The 21,818-nt window shown below is 71.4% G+C and carries 22 protein-coding genes; 12 read left to right on the plus strand and 10 right to left on the minus strand.

The window, feature by feature from the left end; genetic code table 11:
- Window positions 1-91: 91 nt before the first annotated feature.
- On the minus strand, window positions 92-1,315 hold the full coding sequence (locus VSH64_RS05050) for a metal-dependent hydrolase family protein (RefSeq protein ID WP_326834283.1): 1,224 nt from the start codon (window positions 1,313-1,315) through the stop codon (window positions 92-94).
- A 22-nt stretch (window positions 1,316-1,337) separates the two neighbouring features.
- Complete coding sequence (locus tag VSH64_RS05055) at window positions 1,338-2,744, minus strand: MFS transporter (protein WP_326834284.1); 1,407 nt, start codon at window positions 2,742-2,744, stop codon at window positions 1,338-1,340.
- Window positions 2,745-2,882: 138 nt separating this feature from the next.
- Here VSH64_RS05055 and VSH64_RS05060 point away from each other — a divergent pair, with 138 nt between their 5' ends.
- The 5 genes from VSH64_RS05060 to VSH64_RS05080 all read left to right on the plus strand — a co-directional run bounded on the left by VSH64_RS05060 (window position 2,883) and on the right by VSH64_RS05080 (window position 7,060).
- Entirely contained in the window at window positions 2,883-3,791 is a 909-nt protein-coding gene (locus VSH64_RS05060) for a dihydrodipicolinate synthase family protein (RefSeq protein ID WP_326834285.1), read from the plus strand.
- Window positions 3,792-3,794: 3 nt separating this feature from the next.
- Window positions 3,795-4,796, plus strand: a complete 1,002-nt coding sequence (locus VSH64_RS05065; RefSeq protein ID WP_326834286.1) for a proline racemase family protein — start codon at window positions 3,795-3,797, stop codon at window positions 4,794-4,796.
- Complete coding sequence (locus VSH64_RS05070; protein WP_326834287.1) at window positions 4,793-5,689, plus strand: ornithine cyclodeaminase family protein; 897 nt, start codon at window positions 4,793-4,795, stop codon at window positions 5,687-5,689. The genes VSH64_RS05065 and VSH64_RS05070 overlap by 4 nt, the downstream gene beginning before the upstream one ends.
- A complete protein-coding gene (locus VSH64_RS05075) occupies window positions 5,686-6,360 on the plus strand; it encodes a GntR family transcriptional regulator (RefSeq protein ID WP_326834288.1) in 675 nt (224 codons plus the stop codon). Before VSH64_RS05070 ends, VSH64_RS05075 begins: the two co-directional genes overlap by 4 nt.
- Window positions 6,361-6,433: 73 nt before the next feature.
- On the plus strand, window positions 6,434-7,060 hold the full coding sequence (locus VSH64_RS05080) for a class I SAM-dependent DNA methyltransferase (protein ID WP_326834289.1): 627 nt from the start codon (window positions 6,434-6,436) through the stop codon (window positions 7,058-7,060).
- Here VSH64_RS05080 and VSH64_RS05085 read toward each other — a convergent pair whose 3' ends face one another.
- Window positions 7,061-7,957, minus strand: a complete 897-nt coding sequence (locus tag VSH64_RS05085) for an isocitrate lyase/PEP mutase family protein (protein WP_326834290.1) — start codon at window positions 7,955-7,957, stop codon at window positions 7,061-7,063. It lies immediately after the preceding gene.
- 136 nt (window positions 7,958-8,093) lie between these two features.
- Here VSH64_RS05085 and VSH64_RS05090 point away from each other — a divergent pair, with 136 nt between their 5' ends.
- From VSH64_RS05090 to VSH64_RS05105, 4 genes are read left to right on the plus strand one after another with little or no spacing between them, the layout of a single operon-like run.
- Window positions 8,094-8,726, plus strand: a complete 633-nt coding sequence (locus tag VSH64_RS05090) for a GntR family transcriptional regulator (RefSeq protein WP_326834291.1) — start codon at window positions 8,094-8,096, stop codon at window positions 8,724-8,726.
- Window positions 8,723-10,786 (plus strand): hydantoinase/oxoprolinase family protein, encoded by a 2,064-nt coding sequence (locus tag VSH64_RS05095; RefSeq protein WP_326834292.1) that lies wholly within the window; start codon window positions 8,723-8,725, stop codon window positions 10,784-10,786. Before VSH64_RS05090 ends, VSH64_RS05095 begins: the two co-directional genes overlap by 4 nt.
- Window positions 10,787-10,789: 3 nt before the next feature.
- Window positions 10,790-12,667, plus strand: a complete 1,878-nt coding sequence (locus VSH64_RS05100; protein ID WP_326834293.1) for a hydantoinase B/oxoprolinase family protein — start codon at window positions 10,790-10,792, stop codon at window positions 12,665-12,667.
- Window positions 12,664-13,278, plus strand: a complete 615-nt coding sequence (locus VSH64_RS05105; protein ID WP_326834294.1) for an isochorismatase family protein — start codon at window positions 12,664-12,666, stop codon at window positions 13,276-13,278. The genes VSH64_RS05100 and VSH64_RS05105 overlap by 4 nt, the downstream gene beginning before the upstream one ends.
- Before the next feature lie 67 nt (window positions 13,279-13,345).
- Here the strand turns inward: VSH64_RS05105 and VSH64_RS05110 are convergent, their stop codons facing one another.
- The 5 genes from VSH64_RS05110 to VSH64_RS05130 form a co-directional block, all read right to left on the minus strand.
- Complete coding sequence (locus VSH64_RS05110; RefSeq protein ID WP_326834295.1) at window positions 13,346-13,540, minus strand: antitoxin; 195 nt, start codon at window positions 13,538-13,540, stop codon at window positions 13,346-13,348.
- Between the two features lie 114 nt (window positions 13,541-13,654).
- Window positions 13,655-13,954 carry a putative quinol monooxygenase gene (locus tag VSH64_RS05115; protein WP_326834296.1) on the minus strand — a complete coding sequence of 100 codons (300 nt, stop codon included), beginning with the start codon at window positions 13,952-13,954 and terminating at the stop codon, window positions 13,655-13,657.
- Window positions 13,955-14,002: 48 nt separating this feature from the next.
- Window positions 14,003-14,269: a hypothetical protein gene (locus VSH64_RS05120; protein WP_326834297.1), complete on the minus strand. Its 267-nt coding sequence runs from the start codon at window positions 14,267-14,269 to the stop codon at window positions 14,003-14,005.
- The gene (locus VSH64_RS05125) at window positions 14,266-14,496 is read right to left on the minus strand and encodes a non-oxidative hydroxyarylic acid decarboxylases subunit D (protein ID WP_326834298.1); all 231 of its coding nucleotides are present in this window, start codon (window positions 14,494-14,496) and stop codon (window positions 14,266-14,268) included. The genes VSH64_RS05120 and VSH64_RS05125 overlap by 4 nt, the downstream gene beginning before the upstream one ends.
- A 23-nt stretch (window positions 14,497-14,519) precedes the next feature.
- Window positions 14,520-15,941, minus strand: a complete 1,422-nt coding sequence (locus VSH64_RS05130; protein WP_326834299.1) for a non-oxidative hydroxyarylic acid decarboxylases subunit C — start codon at window positions 15,939-15,941, stop codon at window positions 14,520-14,522.
- A gap of 70 nt (window positions 15,942-16,011) precedes the next feature.
- Here VSH64_RS05130 and VSH64_RS05135 point away from each other — a divergent pair, with 70 nt between their 5' ends.
- Window positions 16,012-16,419, plus strand: coding sequence for a MarR family winged helix-turn-helix transcriptional regulator (locus VSH64_RS05135; protein ID WP_326834300.1), 408 nt, complete (start codon window positions 16,012-16,014; stop codon window positions 16,417-16,419).
- A 45-nt stretch (window positions 16,420-16,464) separates the two neighbouring features.
- Window positions 16,465-17,559 (plus strand): CaiB/BaiF CoA transferase family protein, encoded by a 1,095-nt coding sequence (locus VSH64_RS05140; protein WP_326834301.1) that lies wholly within the window; start codon window positions 16,465-16,467, stop codon window positions 17,557-17,559.
- Here the strand turns inward: VSH64_RS05140 and VSH64_RS05145 are convergent.
- Window positions 17,537-18,832: an MFS transporter gene (locus VSH64_RS05145; protein ID WP_326834302.1), complete on the minus strand. Its 1,296-nt coding sequence runs from the start codon at window positions 18,830-18,832 to the stop codon at window positions 17,537-17,539. The two genes, VSH64_RS05140 and VSH64_RS05145, sit on opposite strands and share 23 nt — an antisense overlap.
- 589 nt (window positions 18,833-19,421) lie before the next feature.
- Window positions 19,422-20,357, minus strand: a complete 936-nt coding sequence (locus VSH64_RS05150) for a LysR family transcriptional regulator (RefSeq protein ID WP_326834303.1) — start codon at window positions 20,355-20,357, stop codon at window positions 19,422-19,424.
- Between the two features lie 204 nt (window positions 20,358-20,561).
- On the opposite strand from VSH64_RS05150, the gene VSH64_RS05155 reads away from it, so the two are divergent.
- The gene (locus tag VSH64_RS05155; protein ID WP_326834304.1) at window positions 20,562-21,815 is read left to right on the plus strand and encodes an MFS transporter; all 1,254 of its coding nucleotides are present in this window, start codon (window positions 20,562-20,564) and stop codon (window positions 21,813-21,815) included.
- Window positions 21,816-21,818 lie beyond the last annotated feature (3 nt).

A 21,818-nucleotide genomic window follows, 5' to 3' on the forward strand; every position in this document is an offset into this window, starting at 1 on the left:
CGAGGCTAGCGCCGCGTGAGGCCCCGTCCGGCGCCCAGAGGGGACCTGTCAGGCCCCCTCGGGTCCGGAATTTTCGGGCGCTCGCGGTCGGTCAGCGCCGCACCCGCACCACCCCGTCCTGGACCACCGCCGCCACCCCGGTCGACGGATTCGCCAGCACCTCCAATCCCTCCAACGGGTTCGCGCGCGCCAGCACCACGTCACCGTGCGCGCCGGCCGCCAGCGTGCCCACCTGGCCGACCTGGCGCAGCAGTTCGGCGGCCACCGAGGTCGCCGAGCGCAGCACCGCACCCGGCTTCTGCACCTTGGCGCGCAACGTGAACTCCTCCGACTGCCGCGCCTGCATCGCGCCCAGCAGGTCACTGCCGTACGCGATGCGCACCCCGGCCGAGTCCGCGAGCCGCAGGGCCTCGTAGCCGTTTTCCGTCACCCGCACGACCTTCTCGTACTGCTCCGCCGTGAACCCCAGCTCGCGGCTCTGCTCCAGCAGCGCCTGGTAGGTGACCAGCGTCGGCACGTAGAACGCGTCGTGCGCCAGGAACAGGTCGATCGAGGTCTCGTCGAGGAGGTTGCCGTGTTCGATGGTGCGCACACCGAGGCGCAGGCCGCGGTTCACGGCGTCGGCGGTGTAGGCGTGCCCGGCCGTGTAGAGGTTCGCCGCGGCCGCCTCCTCCACGATCGCCGTCACCTCCTCGTCGGAGAACTGCAGCGAGTCGACACGGTCGGTGGGGCTCGCGCAGCCGCCGGACAGCATGATCTTCAGGTGGTACGCGCCGCGGCGGATCTCGTCGCGGGCGGCGCGGCGCACCTCGTCCACGCCGTCGCACACGCGGCCGAGGATCGGGATCGCGTAGTGCTGGTCGTGCACGTCGCGCCCGGCCGGGCGCAGGTCGCCGTGGCCGCCGGTCTGCGAAAGTGCCTTGCCGCCGAAGAAGATCCGCGGCCCGGTGAACAGGCCCTCGGCCACGGCAGCCGCGATGCCGAAGTCGGCGCCGCCGACGTCGCGGACACTGGTGAAGCCGCGCGCCAGCATGTCCTTCAACAGGTGCGAAGCCTGCGCGGCCACGTACGCGGGTGACGCGTCGGCCACCGTGCCGAGCGCCGCGCTCACCGCGTTCACGTGCACGTGGCAGTCGATCAGCCCCGGCACCGCGAACAGGCCCGTGCCGTCGAGTTCGCCGGCACCGACCGCACCGCCGGGATCGGGCTCGACCGCCGTGATCCGGCCGGCCTCGACGCGGATCGTGTGGTCACCGGCCACCCGCTCGGTCTCCGGGTCGACCACGCTCACGTGCCGGACGGTGAGATCTGCCATCGGTTCGCCTTCCGAGAGGGGTTCAGTCACGTCCGATCGTCTCCTGCCCGATCGTCTCGAGCGAGCGACCGGTGGTGCGCTGGCCGAACACGGCCACCACGGCGGCGCCGATCACCAGCAGCACCAGCAGCATCGTGAACACGCCGCCGAAGCCGACGTTGCTGTAGGAGAACCCGATCACGATCGGCGCGATGATGCCGCCGATCCGCCCGACCGCCGACGCGACGCCGAGGCCGGTGGTGCGGATCATCGTCGGGTAGATCTCGGACGTGTAGGAGTATTCGAGCGCCGCGTTGCCGTTCATGAAGAACGACAGCACGATGCCCCAGACCAGGATCTGCGTACTGGTGCCCGCGAACGCCAGGCCCAGCGCGCCGATCGCGCCACCGGCCAGGTAGATCACGATCGTCCACTTGCGCTCGATGCGCTCGCTCACGAACGCGGCTGAGTAGTAGCCCGGGATCTGCGCGAGGTAGATGAGGATGGAGAACAGGAAGCTCTTCGAAATGTCGAAGCCCTGCTTCACCAGCAGCGACGGGATCCAGGTGAAGAAGCCGTAGTAGGTGAAGATCGCCACGAACCAGTAGACCCACGACGTGATCGTGGTCTTGCGCAGGCCGGACGAAACGAGCGCGCGCAGGTTCGACGCGATGGTGCCCGAGGACACCTGCACGTCTTCGTCCTGTGTGGACGGTTGTGGCGCAGGGAGCGGGCCGACGCGGGCGCTCACCTGGCGTTCGATGTCGCGCACCACCAGCTCGGCTTCCGCCACCCGGCCGTGCACGTGCAGGAACCGCGGCGATTCCGGCAATGACCGGCGCCACCACAGCAGCATCACGATCGGCACGGCGGTGAGCACCTGCACCCACCGCCAGCCGTGGGGCACGTCGCTGACCACGAAGTAGCCGAGCAGGCTCGCGAACACGTAGCCGAACGCGAAGAATCCGGCCAGGGAACCGATGTACCGGCCGCGCACGCGGGACGGCACGAACTCCGACAGGTAGGGCGCGATGATCGCGCTCTCCGCGCCGGTGCCCATGCCCGCCACCACGCGCGCGATGAACAACACGGCGAAGTTCGGCGCCGCGGCCGCGACGAGGCTGGCGGCCGCGTAGAGGATCAGCGCGCTCACCATCACCGCGCGCCGGCCGATCTTGTCGCCGAGCACGCCGGCGCCGAACGCGCCGAAGAGGAAGCCGATGAGCAGGCTGCTGCCGAGGATGCCGGTGGCTCCGCTGGAGAGCCCCCATTCGGCGGTCACGGAGGGGAGGATGAAGGCGACGATCGCGCCGTCCATCGCGTCGAAGGTGTAGCCGAGGCCGCCCGCGAAGAGCAGCTTGTAGTGGAACCGGGAGATCGGCAGGCGTTCGAGCCGGGCCGCCAGCACGTGTGAAGTGAGGTTCGGGGGCGCGCCGGTCGTCTCTGACATGGAGCCTCCCACGATGGGGGACGAGGTCAGGCCACTGTACAATGTCACATGACACATGGCACGATGAATTTTCCGAGCGGGTTTGCGCGCTCGGGTCCTGCTCGACGCTCTGGGTAACATCGACTTCGTGGAGGCTTCATGACCGGGCGCGAAAAGCCGTGGCACGGCGTGCTGGTGGCGGCGGCACTTCCCTTGCGGGAGAACGCCCCGGACACGCTGACGGTCGACTTCGACACCTACGCCGAGCACGTCGCGTGGCTGGCCGAAAGCGGTTGTGACGGCGTGACCCCCAACGGTTCGCTGGGCGAGTACCAGACGCTGAGCCCCGAGGAGCGCTCGCGCGTGGTCCGCACGGCCGTCGAAGCCGCGCCCGAGGGCTTCACCGTGATGCCGGGTGTCGCCGCCTACGGCGCCACGGAGGCCCGGCGCTGGGCCGAGGACGCGGCCGAAGCGGGCTGCCCCGCGGTGATGCTGCTGCCGCCCAACTCCTACCGGGCCGACGAGCGCGCGGTGCTCGCGCACTACCGCGAGGTCGCGAAGGCCGGCGTGCCGATCGTCGCCTACAACAACCCGTTCGACACCAAGGTCGACCTCGTGCCGGAGCTGCTGGCCGAGCTGCACGCCGAGGGTCTGATCTCCGGGGTCAAGGAGTTCTCGGGCGACGTGCGGCGCCCGTACCGGATCGCCGAGCTGGCGCCGGAGCTCGACGTGCTGTGCGGGGCCGACGACGTGATGCTGGAGCTGGCGATCGCCGGCGCGCCCGGCTGGGTCGCGGGCTACCCCAACGCGTTCCCGAAGGCCACCAGCGAGCTGTGGGCCGCGGCGAAGGCGGGCGACCTGGACAAGGCCGTGCCGCTCTACCGGCTGCTGCACCCGTTGCTGCGCTGGGATTCGCTCACCGAGTTCGTGCAGGCGATCAAGCTGAGCATGGATCTCGCGGGCCGCTACGGCGGGCCGTGCCGCCAGCCCCGGGTGCCGCTCACACCCGAGCAGGAGAAGGCCGTCCGCCAGGCCACCGAACGAGCGCTCGAAGAAGGGCTTTCCTAGACCATGCGCGCCAAGCGGCTGTTCCACGCGGTCGACTCCCACACCGAGGGGATGCCGACCCGCGTGATCACGGGTGGGGTCGGGGTCGTGCCGGGCGCCACGATGTTCGAGCGCCGGCAGTACTTCGTCGAGCACCTCGACCACCTCCGGCAGCTGCTGATGAACGAGCCGCGCGGGCATTCGGCGATGAGCGGCGCGATCCTGCAGCCGCCCACCCGCCCGGACGCCGACTGGGGCGTGCTGTTCATCGAGGTGTCGGGCTGCCTGCCGATGTGCGGCCACGGCACCATCGGCGTCGCGACGGTGCTGGTCGAAACGGGCATGGTCGAGGTCGTCGAGCCGGTCACCACGATCCGGCTCGACACCCCGGCCGGCCTGGTCGTCGCCGAGGTGGCGGTGCACGACGGGGTCGCGAAGTCGGTCACGATCCGCAACGTGCCGTCGTTCTCGGTCGGGCTCGACCGCAAGCTCGAGGTGCCGGGGCTCGGCCAGGTCCGGTACGACCTGGCGTTCGGCGGCAACTTCTACGCGATCGTCGCGACCGACGAGCTCGGGCTTCCGTTCGACCGGGCGGAGAAGCAGAAGCTGCTCGACGCCGGACTGTCCATCATGGACGCGATCAACGACCAGGACCGGCCCGTGCACCCGGTGAACACCGAGATCTCCGGGTGCCACCACGTGTACCTGGCCGCGCCGGGTTCCGACGCGCGCGTATCGCGGCACGCCATGGCGATCCACCCCGGCTGGTTCGACCGTTCGCCGTGTGGCACCGGCACGAGCGCGCGGATGGCGCAGCTGCACGCGCGGGGCGAGCTGGCGCTGAACACCGATTTCCGCAACGAGTCGTTCATCGGCACGCACTTCATCGGCCGCCTGGTCGAGGAGACCACCGTGGGCTCGCTGCCCGCCGTGGTCCCCACGATCACCGGCCGCGCGTGGCTCACCGGCACGGCGCAGTACTTCCTCGACCCCGACGACCCGTTCCCCACGGGGTTCGAACTGTGACCGAAGTGCTGACCGCGCGGCCGTCGATGCCCGCGGCGATCGCGGCGCTGCGCTCGGCGCTCGCCGGTGGTTTGGATCCCTCGGCAGACCCCGCGCGGGGTGTCGTGCCGGTGCCGAGCGGGCAGTTCCTGCTCATGCCGGCGTTCTGGGGCGCCTACGCCGGGGTGAAGGTGGCCACGGTCGCGCCGGGCAACCCGGCGCTCGGGCGGCCGCGCATCCAGGGCGAGTACCTGCTGCTCGACGGCCCCACCCTCACCCCGCTGGCGCTGCTCGACGGCGTCGCGCTCACGTCCGTGCGCACCGCGGCGGTGTCGGCCCTGGCCGTCGACTGCCTGGCGCCGCCGGACGCGTCGCGGCTGGTGGTGTTCGGCACGGGACCGCAGGCGGCGAGCCACATCGAAGCCCTGCGTTCGGTCCGGTCGGTGCGCGAGGTCGTGGTGGTCGGCCGCTCTCCGTCCCGCACGGCCGAGTTCGCGGCGGCCTGCGACGCCCGGGTGGGCACGGCCGCGGACGTGGCTTCGGCCGATCTCGTCGCCTGCTGCACGACCTCGCCGACGCCGTTGTTCGACGGTGCGCTGGTGCGGGATTCGGCGGTGGTGGTGGCGGTGGGCTCGCACGAACCGCACGTGCGGGAGGTCGACTCCGCGTTGGCCGCCCGTGCGACGGTGGTCGTCGAGGCCGTGGAGACGGCGCTGCGCGAGGCCGGCGACGTGGTCCTGGCGGTGTCGGACGGTGCGCTGGCCGCTTCCGAGCTGGTGCCGCTGTCCGAAGTGGTCCGCGGCGTGGCTGCGTTGGGAGTGGGGCCCCGGCTGTTCAAGAGCGTGGGAATGGCGTGGGAGGATCTGGTGGTCGCCGCCACCACCTACGAGGCCGCCCGGGGGGAGTCACGTTGACCGGCCAGGAGCACCTCGCGCTCACGCTGCCCACCTTCGGCGTGCAGCGCAACCTGCGCGACCAGATCACGCAGACGCTGCGCGCGGCCGTGATCTCCGGGGAGCTGCGCCCCGGCGTCGTCTACTCGGCGCCGACGCTGGCCACGCAGTTCGGCGTGTCCGCCACCCCCGTGCGCGAGGCCATGCTCGACCTCGTGAAAGAGGGCTTGATCGACACGGTGCGCAACAAGGGCTTCCGCGTCACCGAACCGTCCGAAAAGGACCTCGACGACCTCAGCGAGCTGCGCGCCCTCATCGAGGTGCCCACCGTCCGCCGCCTCGCCGCCACCGGCGTCGACCCGGCGGTGCTCGCCGAACTGCGCCCGCTCGCCGCCGGCATCGAACGCGCGGCCGCCTCGGGCGACCTCATCGCGCACGTCGCCACGGACATGCAGTTCCACCTGCGCCTGCTCGACCAGGCCGGCAACCCCCACCTCGTCGAGACCGTCCGCTCCCTGCGCTCCCGCTCCCGCATCTACGGCCTCCGCGGCCTCGCCGACCGCGACGAGCTCATCCCGTCGTCCCACGAACACGCGGAACTGCTGGACCTCATCGAAGCCCGCGACGCGGGCGGGGCGGAAGCCTTGATGTACCGGCACATCCGGCATGTGCGGGGGATCTGGGCCGAGTAGCGGCCTTTCCAGGAGCTGGTCCTGTGCCACCTCTTTCTGTGTCACAGTGGTCCCCTCACGAGGGGAGACCGGGATGGGCGAGGAAGCCACCGCTGAGGAACTGTTCGACGCACTCGGCGCGGAGTACGAGGAAGCCTTCGGCGCCCGGCCGCTGGTGGACGCGGCCATCCGGGAGCTGGTGGCCGAGCTGGCGCCGGAGTCGAAGGTGCTCGATCTGGGCAGCGGGACGGGCCGGCCGCTGGCCTCGGAGCTGGCCGCGGCGGGGCATCACGTCACGGGGCTCGACGTGTCGGCCGAGATGGTGCGCATCGCGCGTGAGCAGGTGCCGGCGGCGGAGTTCCTGCACGTCGACGTGCGCGAGTGGGAGTCGGAGGCGGCGAGCTGGGACGCGGTCTGCGCGTTCTTCTCGTTCGTGCAGCTCACCCGGGCCGAGACGGAAGGCTTGCTCGGCAAAGTCGCCGCGTGGCTCAAGCCTGGCGGGCAGCTCGTGCTGATCACCGTGCCCGGTGACATCGAGGACCTGCCGATCGAGTTCCTCGGCCACGCCATCCGGGTCACGAGCTTCGCGCCCGAAGATCTCGAGAATCGGGTCCGGGCCGCCGGGCTCGAGGTGACCGGCACGCGGTCGGAGGTCTTCGAGCCCGGCAAGCCCGGCGCGCAGGTGGAGGAGCACCTCCTGATCACCGCGCGGAAACCCTGATCACTCCCCGGAAAACCGCTGCTCCAGGTCGCGCACCTCGGGCAGCCCGATGAGCGTGGTGAACTCGTCGAACGTCGGCACGCCCGGCAGCGCCGCGGTGGGGGTGCCGTCGCGCTGGATCACGTCGAGCAGGGAGCGGATGCCGGCCGTGGCGGCGAGCAGGGTGCCGATCGGGTACAGCACCAGGGAGAAGCCGAGTTCCGTGATGCGCGAGAGCGGCAGCGGGGGCGTGCGGCCGCCTTCGGCCCAGTTGAACACCAGCGGCGCGACGCCGCGCAGCTCCGTGGCCACGCGCTCGATGCTCTCCTCGCTCGTGGGCGCTTCGACGAACAGCACGTCGGCGCCCGCGTCGGCGTAGGCCTTGGCGCGGCCGAGGGCGTCGTCGAGGCCGTGGACGGCGGCGGCGTCCGTGCGGGCGATGAGCACGAAGTCCGGGTCGCGCCGGGCCGCGGCGGCCGCGGCGATCTTGCCGACCATCTCCTCGCGCGAGATCACGGCCTTGCCCGACATGTGGCCGCACTTCTTCGGCATCACCTGGTCTTCGAGGTGGATCGCCGCCACGCCGGCCTGTTCGTAGGCCCGCACCGTGCGCACCACGTTGATCGCGTTGCCGTAACCGGTGTCGGCGTCCGCGATCACGGGCAGGTCGACCGCCGAGACGATCCGCGTCGCGTTGTCCACCATCTCCGCCGCCGAGAGCAGCCCCACGTCGGGCCGCCCGATCAGCGACGCGGTGGTGCCGAAGCCTGTCATGTACACGACGTCGAACCCGGCCTGCTCCACCAGCCGGGCCGAAAGCGCGTCGTACGCCCCGGGCGCGACCAGTGGCGGACCGGCCGCCAGCAGCTCACGCAGGCGCTTGCGCGGGGTTCCGGCGGTACCGAGCAGATTTCCCACGGAATTCCTCCTTGTATACATCCAGTGCGAAAGTACGCCCCACGCCTTGCGTTGGACAAGGCGTCGGCCTAGATTGCACACAATCTGCGAGACGAGGTGACGGGTGACACAGCCAGCGACAAGCTCGGGACGCGCGGTGGACGCACTGCGCGAGCTCATCCTGCGGGGCGAGTTCCCGGCCGGTGCCCGGCTCGGCGAGGTCGAGCTGGCCGTGCGGCTCGGCGTGAGCCGGACCCCGGTCCGCGAGGCGCTGACCCGGCTCGCGGCCGAGGGCATCGTGGAGCTCGTGCCCAACCGCGGTGCCCGGGTCAGCCGGTGGACCGTCGACGAGCTGGAGGGCGTGTTCGAGCTGCGCACCCTGCTGGAACCCCAGCTCACCGCGCTCGCCGTGCCCCACGCGGGCGAGGCCGACCTGGCCGCGCTCGACGAGCTCGCCGCCCGCATGGTCGAGATCGGTTCCCCCGGACCGGGACAGGACCTCGACGCGCTCGTGCCGATGAACCGCGAGTTCCACGCCAAGCTCGTGGCCCTCGCCCGGCACCCGGCGCTGGCCGGCGCGCTCGCCAGCGCCATCCACGCGCCGATCGTGCTGCGCAACTTCCACACCTACGACGAACAGTCCCTGCGGCGCAGCCTCGCGCACCACGTCGAGATCGTCGCCGCCCTGCGCGCCGGCGACCTCGAATGGGCCCGAGCCGTGATGACCGCCCACATCCGCAACGCCCGAGCTGTGATGGTTCGGGCGGCCCAGGAGCAGGAGAAGATATGACGTACCGGCTCGGAGTAGACGTGGGTGGCACGTTCACCGACGTGTTGCTGGTCGAGGAGACGACCGGGGGCACCTGGCGGGCGAAGACCCCGTCGACCCCCGCCGACCAGTCGGTCGGCGTCCGCAACGGCATCGCGAAGGTGTGTGCCGACGCGGGCATCGCGTTGAGCGAGGTCGCGCAGGTGCTGCACGGCACCACCGTGGCCACCAACGCGATCCTCGAAGGCAAGGGCGCGCGCGTGGGGCTGGTGACCACACGCGGCTTCCGCCAGGTGCTGCAGATCGCGCGCTCGTACGTACCGGGCGGGCTCGCCGGCTGGATCATCTGGCCGAAGCCGGAACCCCTTGCCGCGCTGGAGAACACCGTCGAGGTCGACGAGCGCATCGCGAGCGACGGCGCGGTGATCCGCGAGCTCGACGAGGCCGACGTACGCGCCCAGCTGGAAAAGCTGCGCGGACGCGGGATCCAGGCGCTCGCCGTGTCGCTGATCAACTCCTTCGCCGATTCCGCGCACGAGCGCCGCGTCGGCGAGATCGCCGCCGAGGTGCTGCCCGGGGTGCCGGTGTCGCTGTCCTCGGACGTGCTGCCCGAGCTGCGCGAATACGAGCGCACGGTCACCACCGTCGCCAACGGGTACGTGCAGCCGCAGGTGAAGAAGTACGTGGAGACCCTCGCCGGGGAGCTCGCCGCCAGCGGGGTGGCCGGCGAGCTGGCCATCCTGCGCAGCGACGGCGGCCTGTCGGCGGCCGATGCGGCGGTCGCCGCTCCCGTCACGATGCTGCTGTCCGGCCCGGCCGGCGGCGTGACCGGCGCGGTGTGGGTGGCCGAGCAGTGCGGCCACCGCGACCTCATCACGTTCGACATGGGCGGCACGTCCACCGACGTCGCGCTCGTGCAGGACCTCAACCCGCGCATCGGCCGCGAGACGCAGGTCGGTGACCTCACCGTGCGGGCGTCCAGTGTGGACGTTCGCACGGTCGGCGCCGGCGGCGGTTCCATCGCGCACGTGCCGGAGCTGACGAAGGCGCTGCGCGTGGGCCCGCAGTCCGCGGGTGCCGACCCGGGTCCCGCCGCGTACGGCAAGGGCGGCACCGAACCGACGGTGACCGACGCCAACGTGGTGCTCGGTTACCTGCCCGCGCAGCTGGCCGGTGGCGAGATCACGCTCGACGTCGAAGCCGCCCGCACCGCCGTGGGCAAGGTCGCCGACGCGATGGGCCTGCCCAGCGTCGAAGCCGCCGCGGCCGGGATCATCGACATCGTCAACGAGAACATGCTCGGCGGCCTGCGGCTGGTCTCGGTGCAGCAGGGCTTCGACCCGCGAGACTTCGCGCTCGTCGCGTTCGGCGGCGCGGGTCCGTTGCACGCCAACGCCCTCGGCAAGCTCACCGGCGCGTGGCCCGTGATCGTGCCGCCCTCACCCGGCGTGCTGTGCGCGCTCGGCGACGCCACCACGAGCCTGCGCGACGTGTCGGCCCGCACCGTGCTGCGCCGCTTCGCCGACCTCACCGGCGCCGAGCTGGTGCAGATCCTGCGCGAGCTGGGGGACGAGGCCGGCGGCCGGCTCGTGGACCAGGGCCTCGACCGGGCCGACCAGACGCTCGGCTTCCAGGTCGACGTGCGCTACCACGGCCAGGGTTTCGAGATCCCGGTCGAGGTCGACCCGGCGTCGCTCGACACGCCCGACACCGCGCTCGAGCTGCTGGCCAAGCACTTCGACACCGAGCACGACCGGCTGTTCTCCTTCCTGCTCGGCGTGGACCACGAGCTGGTGAACGCGCGCGCCACCGTCACCGGGCCGCGGCCTTCGGTGGCGCCGGTGACGCTGCCCGAGGGCACCGGTGATCCCACCGCCGCGCTGGTCGACACGCATCCGATCCACGTGTCGGGCAAGCAGCTCGACGCGAAGGTGTACGACCGCGCGAAGCTGCTGGCCGGCGATGTCGTCGCCGGTCCGGCGATCGTGACCGAAATGGACTCCACGACCCTCGTGCTGCCCGACCACGCCGCCACCGTGCACGCGTCCGGCAGCCTGCTGATCACCCCGTTGGAGGGCTGAGCCTTGGCCGAGATCATCGAGACCGCCACCGGCGCGATCACCAAGTCCGAAGTGGACCCGGTCACGCTCGACCTGATCGAGAACGGGCTGCGCAACGCCCGCTACGAGATGGACGAGGTGCTCTTCCGCACCGCGCTGTCGCCGGGCATCCGCGAGCAGCACGACGAGTTCCCGCTCATCGGCGACCCGAGCGGGAAGATGGTGGTGGGCCAGTTCGGACTGTCCATCCCGGACTTCCTCGACGGCTTCGAGGGCACCATCGAAGAGGGCGACGTGCTCATGACGTCCGACCCGTACGCGTGCGGCGCGGCGATCAGCCATGCCAACGACTGGCTGATCGTGATGCCGATCTACCACGAGCACCGCCTGGTCGGCTGGGCCTCGATGTTCGGGCACATGTCCGACGTCGGCGGCAAGACGCCGTCCTCGATGCCCACCGACGCGCGCACGATCTACGAAGAAGGCGTGGTCGTGCCGCCGTTCAAGCTCTACCGGGGCGGCGAGCTCAACGAAGACGCGCTGCGCATCATCCTCAACCAGGTGCGCATGCCCGACTGGAACCGCGCCGACCTCAACGGGCTCGTCGCCGCGTGCCGCACCGCCTCGCGCCGCGTGATCGAGATGTGCGACCGGTTCGGCACGGCCACCTACCTGTCCGCTTTGGACGCTCTGCTGCAGCGCAACTACGACGCCATGAAGATCCTGCTGCAGGCCGTGTTCGAAGACGGCAAGACGATCAGCTTCACCGACTACATCTGCGACGACGGCGTGGGCTTCGGCCCGTACGAGCTGAAGCTTTCGCTCACGCGCACCGGCGAGAAGGTGCACCTGGACTTCACCGGCAGCTCGCCGCAGGCCGCGGGACCGATCAACTACTACATCAACGAGAACCTCACCCGGATGTTCTTCGGGATCTACATGATCACCGTCGCCGACCCGCAGATCCTGTGGAACGACGGCTTCTACCCACTGATCGACGTGACCATCCCCGACGGTTCCTACTGGAAGCCGAAGCACCCGGCCTCGCTCAACGGCCGCAACCACGGCATCGGGCGCGTGTTCGACCTCTTCGGCGGCCTGCTGGGCCAGACGAACCCGGCGCTGCTCAACGCCGCCGGGTTCTCCTCCAGCCCGCACTTCATGTACTCCGGCAACTACTCGAGCGGCGAACGCAAGGGCGAGTGGTTCCAGCTGTACTCGATCGGCTTCGGCGGCATCCCCGGCCGGCCGCTGGGCGACGGGCCCGACGGGCACTCGCTGTGGCCGAGTTTCGTCAACATCCCGTGCGAGTACCTGGAGTCCTACTACCCGCTGCGCATCGAACGCTGGGAGACCGTCGCCGACACCGGTGGCGCGGGCCTGCACCGCGGCGGCAACGGCGTGGACGTGACGTACGTGTTCGAAGAACCCGGCACGATCGCGATCCACGACGACCGCTGGCTCACCTACCCGTGGGGAGTCAACGGCGGCGCGCCCGGCGCCCGCGGCACCAAGTGGATCGTGCGGGCCGACGGTACGAAGGAAGTGCTGCCCAGCAAGTGCCACGACGTGCCGGTGCACGCGGGCGACGTGCTGCACTTCGTGACGTGGGGTGGCGGCGGCTGGGGCGACCCGCTCGAACGCGACCCGGCGTTGGTGGGCCTGGAAGTCGAGCGCGGCCTCGTGACGCCCGACGGCGCTCGCGGTTACGGCGTGGTCGTCGCGGCCGACGGCACGGTGGACACTGCCGCCACGCAGACGCTGCGCGATCAGCTGCGGGCTTCGCGCCCGGCCGAGCTGCCCGTGTTCGACATGGGCCCGCCGATCGAGGAACTGCTGGCCCGCTGTGAGGCGGAAACCGGCCTGCCGGCCCCGCAACGGCCGGTCTGGTCGGCGACGTGAGCGGGCCGCACGGGTCCGCGTTCTCCGGCCGGCTCGGCTGGGGAACGCGGCCCGCGCTGCTCGTGATCGACCTCGTGCGCGCGTACACCGAAGTGGGCGGGCCGTTCGAGCTGCCGGCGCCGGGCCCGGCGATCGAGGCGACCGGCGCGTTGCTCGAAGCCGCGCGCACGGCCGGGCACCCGGTGCTGTGGACTTCGGTGGTCTACTCGCGCGGCCTGGCCGACGGTGGGCTGTTCGTGCGGAAAGTCCCGGCGCTCAAGGCGTTCGAGGAAGGGGCCGAAGGCGGCTGGGGCGAAATCGGGCCGTTGAAACCCGAACCGGGTGAGGTCGTAGTGACGAAGCAGTACGCGTCGGCCTTCTTCGGCACTTCGCTCGCGTCCACTTTGGTCACGTCCGGGGTGGACACCCTGGTGGTGGCCGGGGTTTCGACCTCGGGCTGTGTGCGGGCCTCGGCGATGGACGCGCTGAACCACGGGTTCCGGCCGAAGGTGGTGCGCCAGGCCTGCGCGGACCGCACGCAAGCCGTGCACGAAACCAACCTCGTGGACCTCGACGCGAAGTACGCCGACGTCGTGGACCTCGCCGAAGCGGTGGAAAGCTTGCGGAAATAACCACGAAGGGCCTCCCCGGCCGGCTCGGGATACCGGCGGGGAGGCCCCTCTGTGGTCCGGCCGCGACTTACTGCTGCTGCTCGTCGCCGCCGAAACGTTCCTTCAGCTTGTCGGCACCCTGGTGGATCTGGTCACCGTGCTTGCCGCCGGTCTTCTCGTCGGCGAAGTCGGCGGCCTTGTCGACGCCCTGGTCGACCTTGTCCGGGTGCTGGCCCGCGAACTCCTGCAGCTTCTCCTTGGCCTTGTCGAACATGCCGTCCATCTCGCGCTCCCTTCCGTCGTGCCGAATTCCGGTGGACGTTTCGAGGAGTACCCAGCAGTTCACCGGGTCAGCCTCATTGTCCCCTCATCGGGTGAGGTGGGAACGGGACGTTTTTCAGTTGAAGCGACCGGCTCCGTCGACGTAGGTCACCTTGTCCACGGTGATCCCGCCGTCGAGCAGCTCATCGGCCCGCGCGACCAGGCCGCGCAGCGCGTCGTTGCCACTGTGGACCTTCAGAGCGTCGAGGTCGGCGAACATCTCGTAGAACACGAACTCGCCCTCCCGCTTGTTCAACAGGTAGAGCAGCGTGCCCTCTTCCTGGCGCGCCGCGTCGACGAGCCCTCGCAGCAGCTGCTCCACCTCCGCCTCTTTGCCCGCTTTGGGACGGATGTAGGCGATCTGCGCGACTGTCATTCCTGACCTCCAAGACGAGGGTGTTCCGGCTCCTCGAACCTACTGGGTTCAGGGCGTGACGGTGCTGTGGTGTTGGAACGGCCACTGCGCGACCGGCCGCGCGAGCAGCTCCTCCGGCGGGTCGGGCAGCCGCGGGGGAGTGGCGTGCCAGCGCGCGATCACCACCACGCGGTCCTGTCCGCCCAGGTAGACGTCGGCGCCGGCGAACTGCTCCGTGGCCGTGAGTTCCGGCACGGCGGTGGCCTCGACCCACGACAGCAGGTCCTGCTGGCGCCCCGGTGCGGCGCGGACTTCCCACATCAGTGTGTCGCTCATGGCCGCGACTCTAACGGCGGCACCGCGGGCACGGCAGTGGCCGCGGCGATGTCCTGCGCGGTGAGGCGGAACTCCTCGGGGTAGGCGGCACGCCGGGTGCGCCGCGCCGGTTCCGTGCTGCGCCAGGTGTAGCGGCAGCGCGGGCACTGGTGCACGGTCCACACCCCGGCCACGGGCGAGTCGGCGAGCTTCGCGACCTCGGGGTTGTCGCAGCGGGGGCAGGTCACGGTCGGTGCTCCTTCCGGCGCGGTCACCGGGCGGCCAGCGCGCGCAGTTTGTCCAGCCACCGGGCGGTTTCCGGCAGGTCCTTCACCGGCTGGCTGAAGTGGCCGCGGTCGTCCGGCGACACGGGCGTGGTCGCGTCGATGATCATCTTGTGCGTGATGCCGGCGGGGTCGGCCGCCGGGTCGAGCGCCACCACGGGCAGGTTCGGCAGGATCATCACGTCACCGGCCGGGTTCACCTTCGTGGACACCGCCCACATCACCCGCGGCAGATCGAACGGGTCGACGTCCTCGTCGACCACGATCACGGTCTTGAGGTAGCCGAGGCCGTGCGGAGTGGTCATGGCCCGCATCCCGACGGCTTTCGCGAACCCGCCGTAGCGCGATTTCGCGGAGATGATCGCCAGCAGGCCGTGGGTGTACATCGCGTTCACCGCGCGCACCTCGGGGAACTCGGCCGTGAGCTGCCGGTGGATCGGCACGCAGGTGTTGGCGGCCATCAGGTAGTCGATCTCGGTCCACGGCATGCCGAGGTAGAGCGTCTCGAACACCGGACGCGTGCGGTGGGAGATCCGGTCGATCCGGATCACCGGCATGCTGCGCCCGCCCGAGTAGTGGCCGGTGAACTCGCCGAACGGCCCCTCCAGCTCGCGGCGCCGGCCGAGGATCACGCCTTCCAGCACCACTTCCGCGCCCCACGGCACGTCGAGGCCGGTCAGCGGCGCGGCGGTGACCGGGGCGGGCGCGCCACGCAGGGCGCCGGCCAGCTCGTACTCGTTCTGGTCGTAGGCCAGCGGGGTGGCCGCGACGATGGGGATCACCGGGTCGTTGCCCAGCGCGATCGCCACCGGCAGGTCCTCGCCCGCGCGCTCGGCCTTGGCCAGCTGCAGCGCGATGTCGTGCATCGGTACGGGCTGGATCCCCAGCTCGGCGGGGCCTTTCACCTGCAGGCGGTAGACACCGACGTTCTGCTTGCCGTGGTCGCTGGGGTCCTCCGGATCCCGGGACACGACCGCGGCCTTGTCCAGGTAGAAGCCGCCGTCGCCGTCGTTGAGCCGGAACAGCGGCAGCACGGAGAACAGGTCGACGTCGGCGCCTTCGAGCACGTTTTCGGCCCACGGCGGGTCTTCCCGACGTTCGACCGGCACCGGGAACTCGTCCCAGCGGCGGATGAACTCCGCCACCTGCTCGCGCACGCCCGTGCGCGCCGGCAGCCCGAGCGCGAGCGCGTGGTTGGCCCAGGACCCGTGCACGTTGAGCGCGATGCGGGCGTCGGTGAAGCCCTCGACGTTGTCGAAGTACAGGGCGGGGGCGGCGTCGCCGAGCCGCGGTGCGGCGTTGGCGGCCGCGGCGAGGTCGGGCTCGGGGGAGACCTGCTCGGTCACCCGCAGCAGCTGGCCTTCGTCCTCGAGCGTGGCCAGGAACGACCTCAGATCGTCGTGGGGCACGGCAGTACCTCCTCGTCGGCGTAGATAAGTTCGTATACGAACCGTTCGTCTTCATACTAACATGAAGATCATGACGAGCCGGATGGACGAGTCGGTGTTCCACGCGCTGCGGCGCGCCCTGCAGGAGCACGGCGCGCGCTGGCAGGCGCAGCTGCCGGGGCTCACGAAGCCGCAGTACGCCGTGCTGGTGGCGATCTCGGAGACGCCGGGCCTCGACCAGGCTTCGGCCGGTCAGCGCGCGGCGACCGACAAGGCCACGCTCGCGAACTTGCTGCTGCGCCTGGAAGAACGCGGGCTGATCACGCGCACCGTGGGCGCCGATCGGCGCCGCCGTGAACTGCGGCTCACGCCGGCGGGGGAGGAGCTGCTCGCCGGCGCGATCCCGGTCGTCGACGGCGTGAACGAGTCGATGCTGGCCCCGCTCGACGCCGACGAGCGCCGGCACCTGGTGGCGCTGCTCACCAAACTGGCGGTCTGAGGCCCGGTAGGGTCGGGCGATCGGCACCGGAGCTGAGGAGGGCACGTGGCGGGACCGCTGAGCGGACTGAAGGTCGTGGAGCTGGCCGGGATCGGCCCGGGTCCGCACGCGTGCATGGTGCTCGCCGACCTGGGCGCCGACGTCGTGCGCGTCGAGCGGCCCTCGGGCTCGCTCGACCTCACCGGCGGCAAGGCCGACCCGCTGCTGCGCGGGCGCCGGTCCGTCGCCGCGGACCTGAAGACGCCGGAAGGCCGCGACCTCGTGCTGCGGCTGGCCGCGAAGGCCGACGTGCTCGTGGAGGGCCTGCGCCCCGGCGTGACCGAACGCCTCGGCGTCGGCCCGGCCGACTGCCACGCGCTCAACCCGCGGCTGGTCTACGGCCGCATGACCGGCTGGGGCCAGGACGGCCCGCTGGCGCAGCGCGCCGGGCACGACATCAACTACATCGGGCTCGTCGGCGTGCTCAACGCGATCGGCCGCGCGGGTGAGCGGCCGGTGCCGCCGCTCAACCTCGTCGGCGACTTCGGCGGCGGCTCGATGTTCCTGCTCGTCGGCGTGCTTTCCGCGCTGTGGGAGCGGGAACGCACGGGCCTGGGCCAGGTCGTCGACGCCGCGATGGTCGACGGCACGAGCGTGCTCGCCCTCATGGTGTGGTCGCTGCGCGGCCTCGGCGTGTGGTCCGACGAGCGCGGCGTGAACCTGCTCGACGGCGGCGCGCCGTTCTACGACACGTACGTGTGCGCGGACGGCCGCTACGTCGCCGTCGGCGCGCTGGAGCCGCAGTTCTACGCGGCGCTGCTCGCCGGCCTCGGCCTCGACCCGGCGGATCTGCCGCCGCAGCTGGAGAAAACGAGCTGGCCGGCGCTGCGGGCCGCGTTCACCAAGGAGTTCCTCACCCGCACGCGCGACGAGTGGGCCGCGGTCTTCGGCGACGTCGACGCGTGCGTCACCCCGGTGCTCGAACCCGACGAGGTCGCGGCCCACCCGCACATCGCCGCGCGCGCCGGCCTGGTCGAACTCGACGGGGTGATGCAGCCGGCTCCTGCGCCGCGCTTCTCGCGTACCGCACCGGATCTGCCGTCGTCGCCGCCGAAGCCGGGTGCGGACACGGACGAGGTCATCGCGGACTGGGGCGTGTGACGGCGCCGGTTGCCGCGCGGTTCCTCGGTGCGAGTACGAGTACGGCCAGTGCGATCACGGCGCCGCAGGCGCCGACGAACACGAATACCGGCGTGTAGCCCAGCGTCAGGTAGATCTGGCCGACGAGCAGCGGGCCGAGGGCGTTGGCCAGCCGGCCGGCGCCGTAACACAGGCCGGTGGCGGTGGCGCGGATCGGTGCGGGGAACAGCCGCGGGGTGTGGGAGTAGAGCAGCGCGACGAGGGTCTGGTTCAGCGCGGCCACGAGGAAACCGAACACCACCACGGCGGCCGGGGCGAACGTGAGTCCATATGCGACACCTGCGCCGGCGAAGAGCAGGCTGAACACCGCGACCGGGCCGCGCAGGCCGAAGCGATCGGCGACCGGCCAGGCCAGCAGCGCGCCGGGCACCGCGCCGAGCGTGGTCAGCGCGGTGTAGCCGACGCTGCGGGTGAGGGTGAACCCGTGCTCGTGCAACAGGGTCGGGGCGAACGACGCGAAGCCGTAGTAGCTGATCGTGAGCAAGACCCACACGATCGCGAGCAACGCCGTGGGACGCGCGAAGCGGCCGTGGAAGAGCTCGCGCACCGGCACGCGGGCCGGCGTGGTGGTGGCGAGCGGGCTGCCGGCGCGCCGCTCGATGGCGGCGGCGATGCTCGCGGCCTCGGCTTCGCGGCCTTGCGCGAGCAGCCACGCCGGGGACTCCGGCAGCCGGCGCGTGAGCACGAGCGGAACCAGGCCCAACCCGCCGAACACGAAAACGAGCCGCCAGCCCTGCGGTCCGAGGTCGATCACGGCGCGTGCGAAGAACGCCATGGCGGGGATGCCGAGCAGCCCGGCGCCGAGCGTGGCGGCCTGCGTGCGGCCGCGCCGGTCGGCCGGCACCAGTTCGGTGAGGTAGGTGATCGCGACCACGGTCATCGAGCCGAGGCCGCAGCCGGTGAGGAACCGCGCGGCCAGGAGGCTGGTGGTGTCGAAGGCGCCCGCGGTGGCCAGGGAACAGATCGAGAACCACAGCACGGAGCCACGCAGTGCGCGGCGGCGGCCCAGACGCTCGGCCACGCGGCCGCCGGCCGTGGCGCCGGCGAACATGCCGAGGAATCCCGCGGCCGTGACCACGGAGATCGCGCGCAGGCCGAGGTGCAGCGAGTGGTGCACGGCGGGCGCGACGTAGGCGAACGAGTTGATGTCGGCCAGTTCGAAGGCGAAGCAGAGCGCGAGCGTGCCCGCCACCTGCGCCGGATAGCGGTGGCCGGGCCGGGCTCGCAACGCCACGTCAGTCCCTTTCGGACATCAGCGCTCGGGAGGGGTGCGTTCAGGGGGAGAGACACAGCGGTACCGCCCCGCCGAGGGTGGCGGCGGGGCGGTACCGGATCGGGTGAGGGCGCGTCACCAGTCGGCGCAGGTGACCACCTTGGCCGGCGGGTTCACCAGTCGGCCTTGCGTGCGGATGTCGTCGTCACGGGACAGGCTCCTTTGCTCGGTAGAAGGCGAGGAACACGAGCCGGGGAGAGGGGAAGTCTCACTGGGGCGGTGCGGGTCGCGGGGTGGTCGCGTGGTGCTGCTCGCGGTCGCCGGTCGGCCCCCTCGGCCGGCCGGTTCGCTCACGAGCAGCACCCCGGGTACCGCGACCCGGCCCCGCACGGCGGAGGCCCGCCGTGCCGCCCTGGGGTCGAGAACGAGGGGAACCTCGGCGACGGTGTCGCGCGTGACCGTGCCGGGGGTTTCCGGGCCGGCCGCCGCGCCGGTTTCCCGCGCTGCGGCGGTGCAGGACGCGGAGGTCCTGGTGCGGGCGGTGGTGGCGGCCATGATCACGAAGCGTAGGGAGCCGGGTGGTGGTGAACAACGCCATCGGGTGGCGAGATCATTGCGCCCGACGCAACGGTCGGGACATGCGTTTGCCGTGTGCGCGGGCGATGCGCGCAAGCGTTTGCACGCTGGTGGCGACGGTGGAGCTGCGGTGCCAGGCGAGGAAGATCGTGCGGCCGGAGAACGACGGGTCGTCGATCGGGACGCGGGTGATGCGCGGGTGCTGGTGGTCGTTCATGCCTTCGGGCACCACCGACACGCCGATGCCCGCGCCGACCATCGACTCGACCACGAAGAGGTCGTTGCCCTCCACCGTGATGCGCGGGACGAACCCGGCCCGCGCGCACGCGTTGACCATGTGGGTGCGGCTGCTCGACCCCGGCTCCATCGCCACGAACGGCCGCTCGCTCACCTCGCGCAGCGACACGCGCTCGCGGCCGGCGAGCTCGTCGTCCACCGGCAGGGCCAGCAGCAGCGACTCGGTGAACAGCGGCTCCACCACGAGGTCGGACTCGGTCGGCGCCACCGACGAGAACGCGGCGTCGGCGTCTCCGCGCAGCAGCATTTCCACGACGCCGGTCGCCGGGCTCTGGGTGCAGCGCAGGCGCAGCTCGGGGCGTTCGGCGAGCAGGTCGGCCAGCACGCTGGGCACGAACCCGAGGCCGAGCGAGTACGTGTGCGCGATCCGCAGCAGCCGTTGCGGCTCACCGGCGTCCGCGAGCGCCGCGCCGACCGCGTCGGACCGCGCGCGCAGCACCGCGTGGGCCTCGCGCACCAGCACGTGCCCGGCCGGCAGCATCCGCACGCGGCGGCCGTCCTGCTCGACCAGCCGGATCTCCAGCTTGCGTTCCAGCGCCCGGATTCCGCGCTGGACCGTGGCCACGCTCACGCCGAGCTCCGTGGCGGTCTGCCCGAAGTGCTCGGTGTCGGCGAAGCTCAGCAACAGCTCGAGGTCCGCGAAAGTGACCTTGCCGGCGCGTCCGTCGTCCACTCGCCCGATTATCCGCTCCCCGCCGTGAGTGACGGATGTCCTCGTCGGTGTCACGTTCCGCCCTGGTCGTGCGGGATGCCGTTTCACCAGCGGCGATGAAAGTGCCCGCCCGCGCGAGACTGGGCCCGAAAGTACCCGTCCGGCTGCCCTCCAGGTCGGTTCGGCGGTCCCGGCCACCCGTCCGGGACCGCTATCGTCACCCGGATGAGGGTGGGGCTGGGGCCGGATTTCCGCCGCCTGTGGTGGGCTTCCACGGCGAGCGAGACCGGCTCCGCCATCGGCTACGGCGCGATGCCCCTCGTGGCCGTGCTCATCCTGCACGCCTCGGCCACCGAGGTCTCACTGCTCGCCGCCCTCCCGAGCCTCGCCGGGGCCCTCCTCGCCCTGCCCCTGGGCGGGCACGTCGAATTCCGCCGCAAACGCCCGGTGATGATCACCGCCGACGTGGTGCGCTTCGTCGTCCTGGCGACGGTGCCGGCGGCGGTGGTTTTCGGTGTCGTGTCGCTGATTCAGCTTTACGTGGTCGGCATTGTGCAGACCACGGCGCTCGTGGCGTTCACCGCGGCCAGCGGTGCTCACCTGCGCGCCCTGGTCACCGCCCGCCAACGAGCCGAAGCCGCCAGCCGCTTCGAAGCCGCGAGCTGGACGGTGAACTCCGCCGGCCCGCCGGCGGGCGGCGTGCTCGTGTCCCTGACCGGGCCCGCCGTGACGATGCTGATCGACGCCGTGTCGTACCTGGTGTCGGCCTTCGGTGTCCGCTCGATCCGGACACCCGAACCTCCGCCGCCCGCGCGCACCACGGCTGCGCACGCCGGGCGCGACCTGCTCGAGGGCTGGCGTTACCTGCTGCGCCACCACGAACTCGCGCCGCTCTTCGGCAATGCGCTGCTGTTCGGGTCCGCCATCCTCGCCATCTCGCCGCTGGAAACCGTCTTCATGCTCGACGAGCTGGGTTTCCGGCCGTGGCAGTACGGCTTGGTCATCGGCCTGCCCTGCCTGGGCGGGGTGCTCGGCGCGCGGCTCGCACCCCGCCTGGCGACCCGCTTCGGCACGCGGCGGGTGCTGGTGTGGGCCGGGATCGCCCGCACGCCTTGGGTGTTGCTGATCCCCATGGTCGGCCCCGGCCTCGGCGGGATGCTCGCGTTCCTCGCCATCGACACGCTGCTGCTGTTCGCCGCCGGGGTGTTCAACCCGCTCTTCAGCGCCCACCGCATGACGATCACGCGCGGGGACATGATGGCCAGGACCCTCGGCAGCTGGTCCACCGGCGGCCGCCTGGTGCGGCCGGTGTTCATCGTCGCCGCGGGAGTGCTGGCCGGCGTCACGAACGTGCGCGTGGCGATCGCCGCGGCGGGTGTCGTCTGCGTCCTCAGCGTCCCGTTGCTGTTCGTCGGCCGGCGCCCGGAACCCCGGCCACAGACCGAACCTGACTCGGTAACCCCCGCGAGTGGCGGCTAGCGT

This window comes from Amycolatopsis rhabdoformis, from assembly GCF_035918295.1.
GTDB lineage: Bacteria > Actinomycetota > Actinomycetes > Mycobacteriales > Pseudonocardiaceae > Amycolatopsis > Amycolatopsis rhabdoformis.

Coding starts and splice junctions, on each gene's coding strand:
- VSH64_RS05120 (WP_326834297.1), bottom strand. CDS start 14,269: ATGAGCGACACACTGATGTGGGAAGTCCGCGCCGCACCGGGGCGCCAG.
- VSH64_RS05135 (WP_326834300.1), top strand. CDS start 16,012: ATGACGAGCCGGATGGACGAGTCGGTGTTCCACGCGCTGCGGCGCGCC.
- VSH64_RS05155 (WP_326834304.1), top strand. CDS start 20,562: ATGAGGGTGGGGCTGGGGCCGGATTTCCGCCGCCTGTGGTGGGCTTCC.
- VSH64_RS05065 (WP_326834286.1), top strand. CDS start 3,795: ATGCGCGCCAAGCGGCTGTTCCACGCGGTCGACTCCCACACCGAGGGG.
- VSH64_RS05060 (WP_326834285.1), top strand. CDS start 2,883: ATGACCGGGCGCGAAAAGCCGTGGCACGGCGTGCTGGTGGCGGCGGCA.
- VSH64_RS05115 (WP_326834296.1), bottom strand. CDS start 13,954: ATGACAGTCGCGCAGATCGCCTACATCCGTCCCAAAGCGGGCAAAGAG.
- VSH64_RS05080 (WP_326834289.1), top strand. CDS start 6,434: ATGGGCGAGGAAGCCACCGCTGAGGAACTGTTCGACGCACTCGGCGCG.
- VSH64_RS05055 (WP_326834284.1), bottom strand. CDS start 2,744: ATGTCAGAGACGACCGGCGCGCCCCCGAACCTCACTTCACACGTGCTG.
- VSH64_RS05095 (WP_326834292.1), top strand. CDS start 8,723: ATGACGTACCGGCTCGGAGTAGACGTGGGTGGCACGTTCACCGACGTG.
- VSH64_RS05110 (WP_326834295.1), bottom strand. CDS start 13,540: ATGGACGGCATGTTCGACAAGGCCAAGGAGAAGCTGCAGGAGTTCGCG.
- VSH64_RS05050 (WP_326834283.1), bottom strand. CDS start 1,315: ATGGCAGATCTCACCGTCCGGCACGTGAGCGTGGTCGACCCGGAGACC.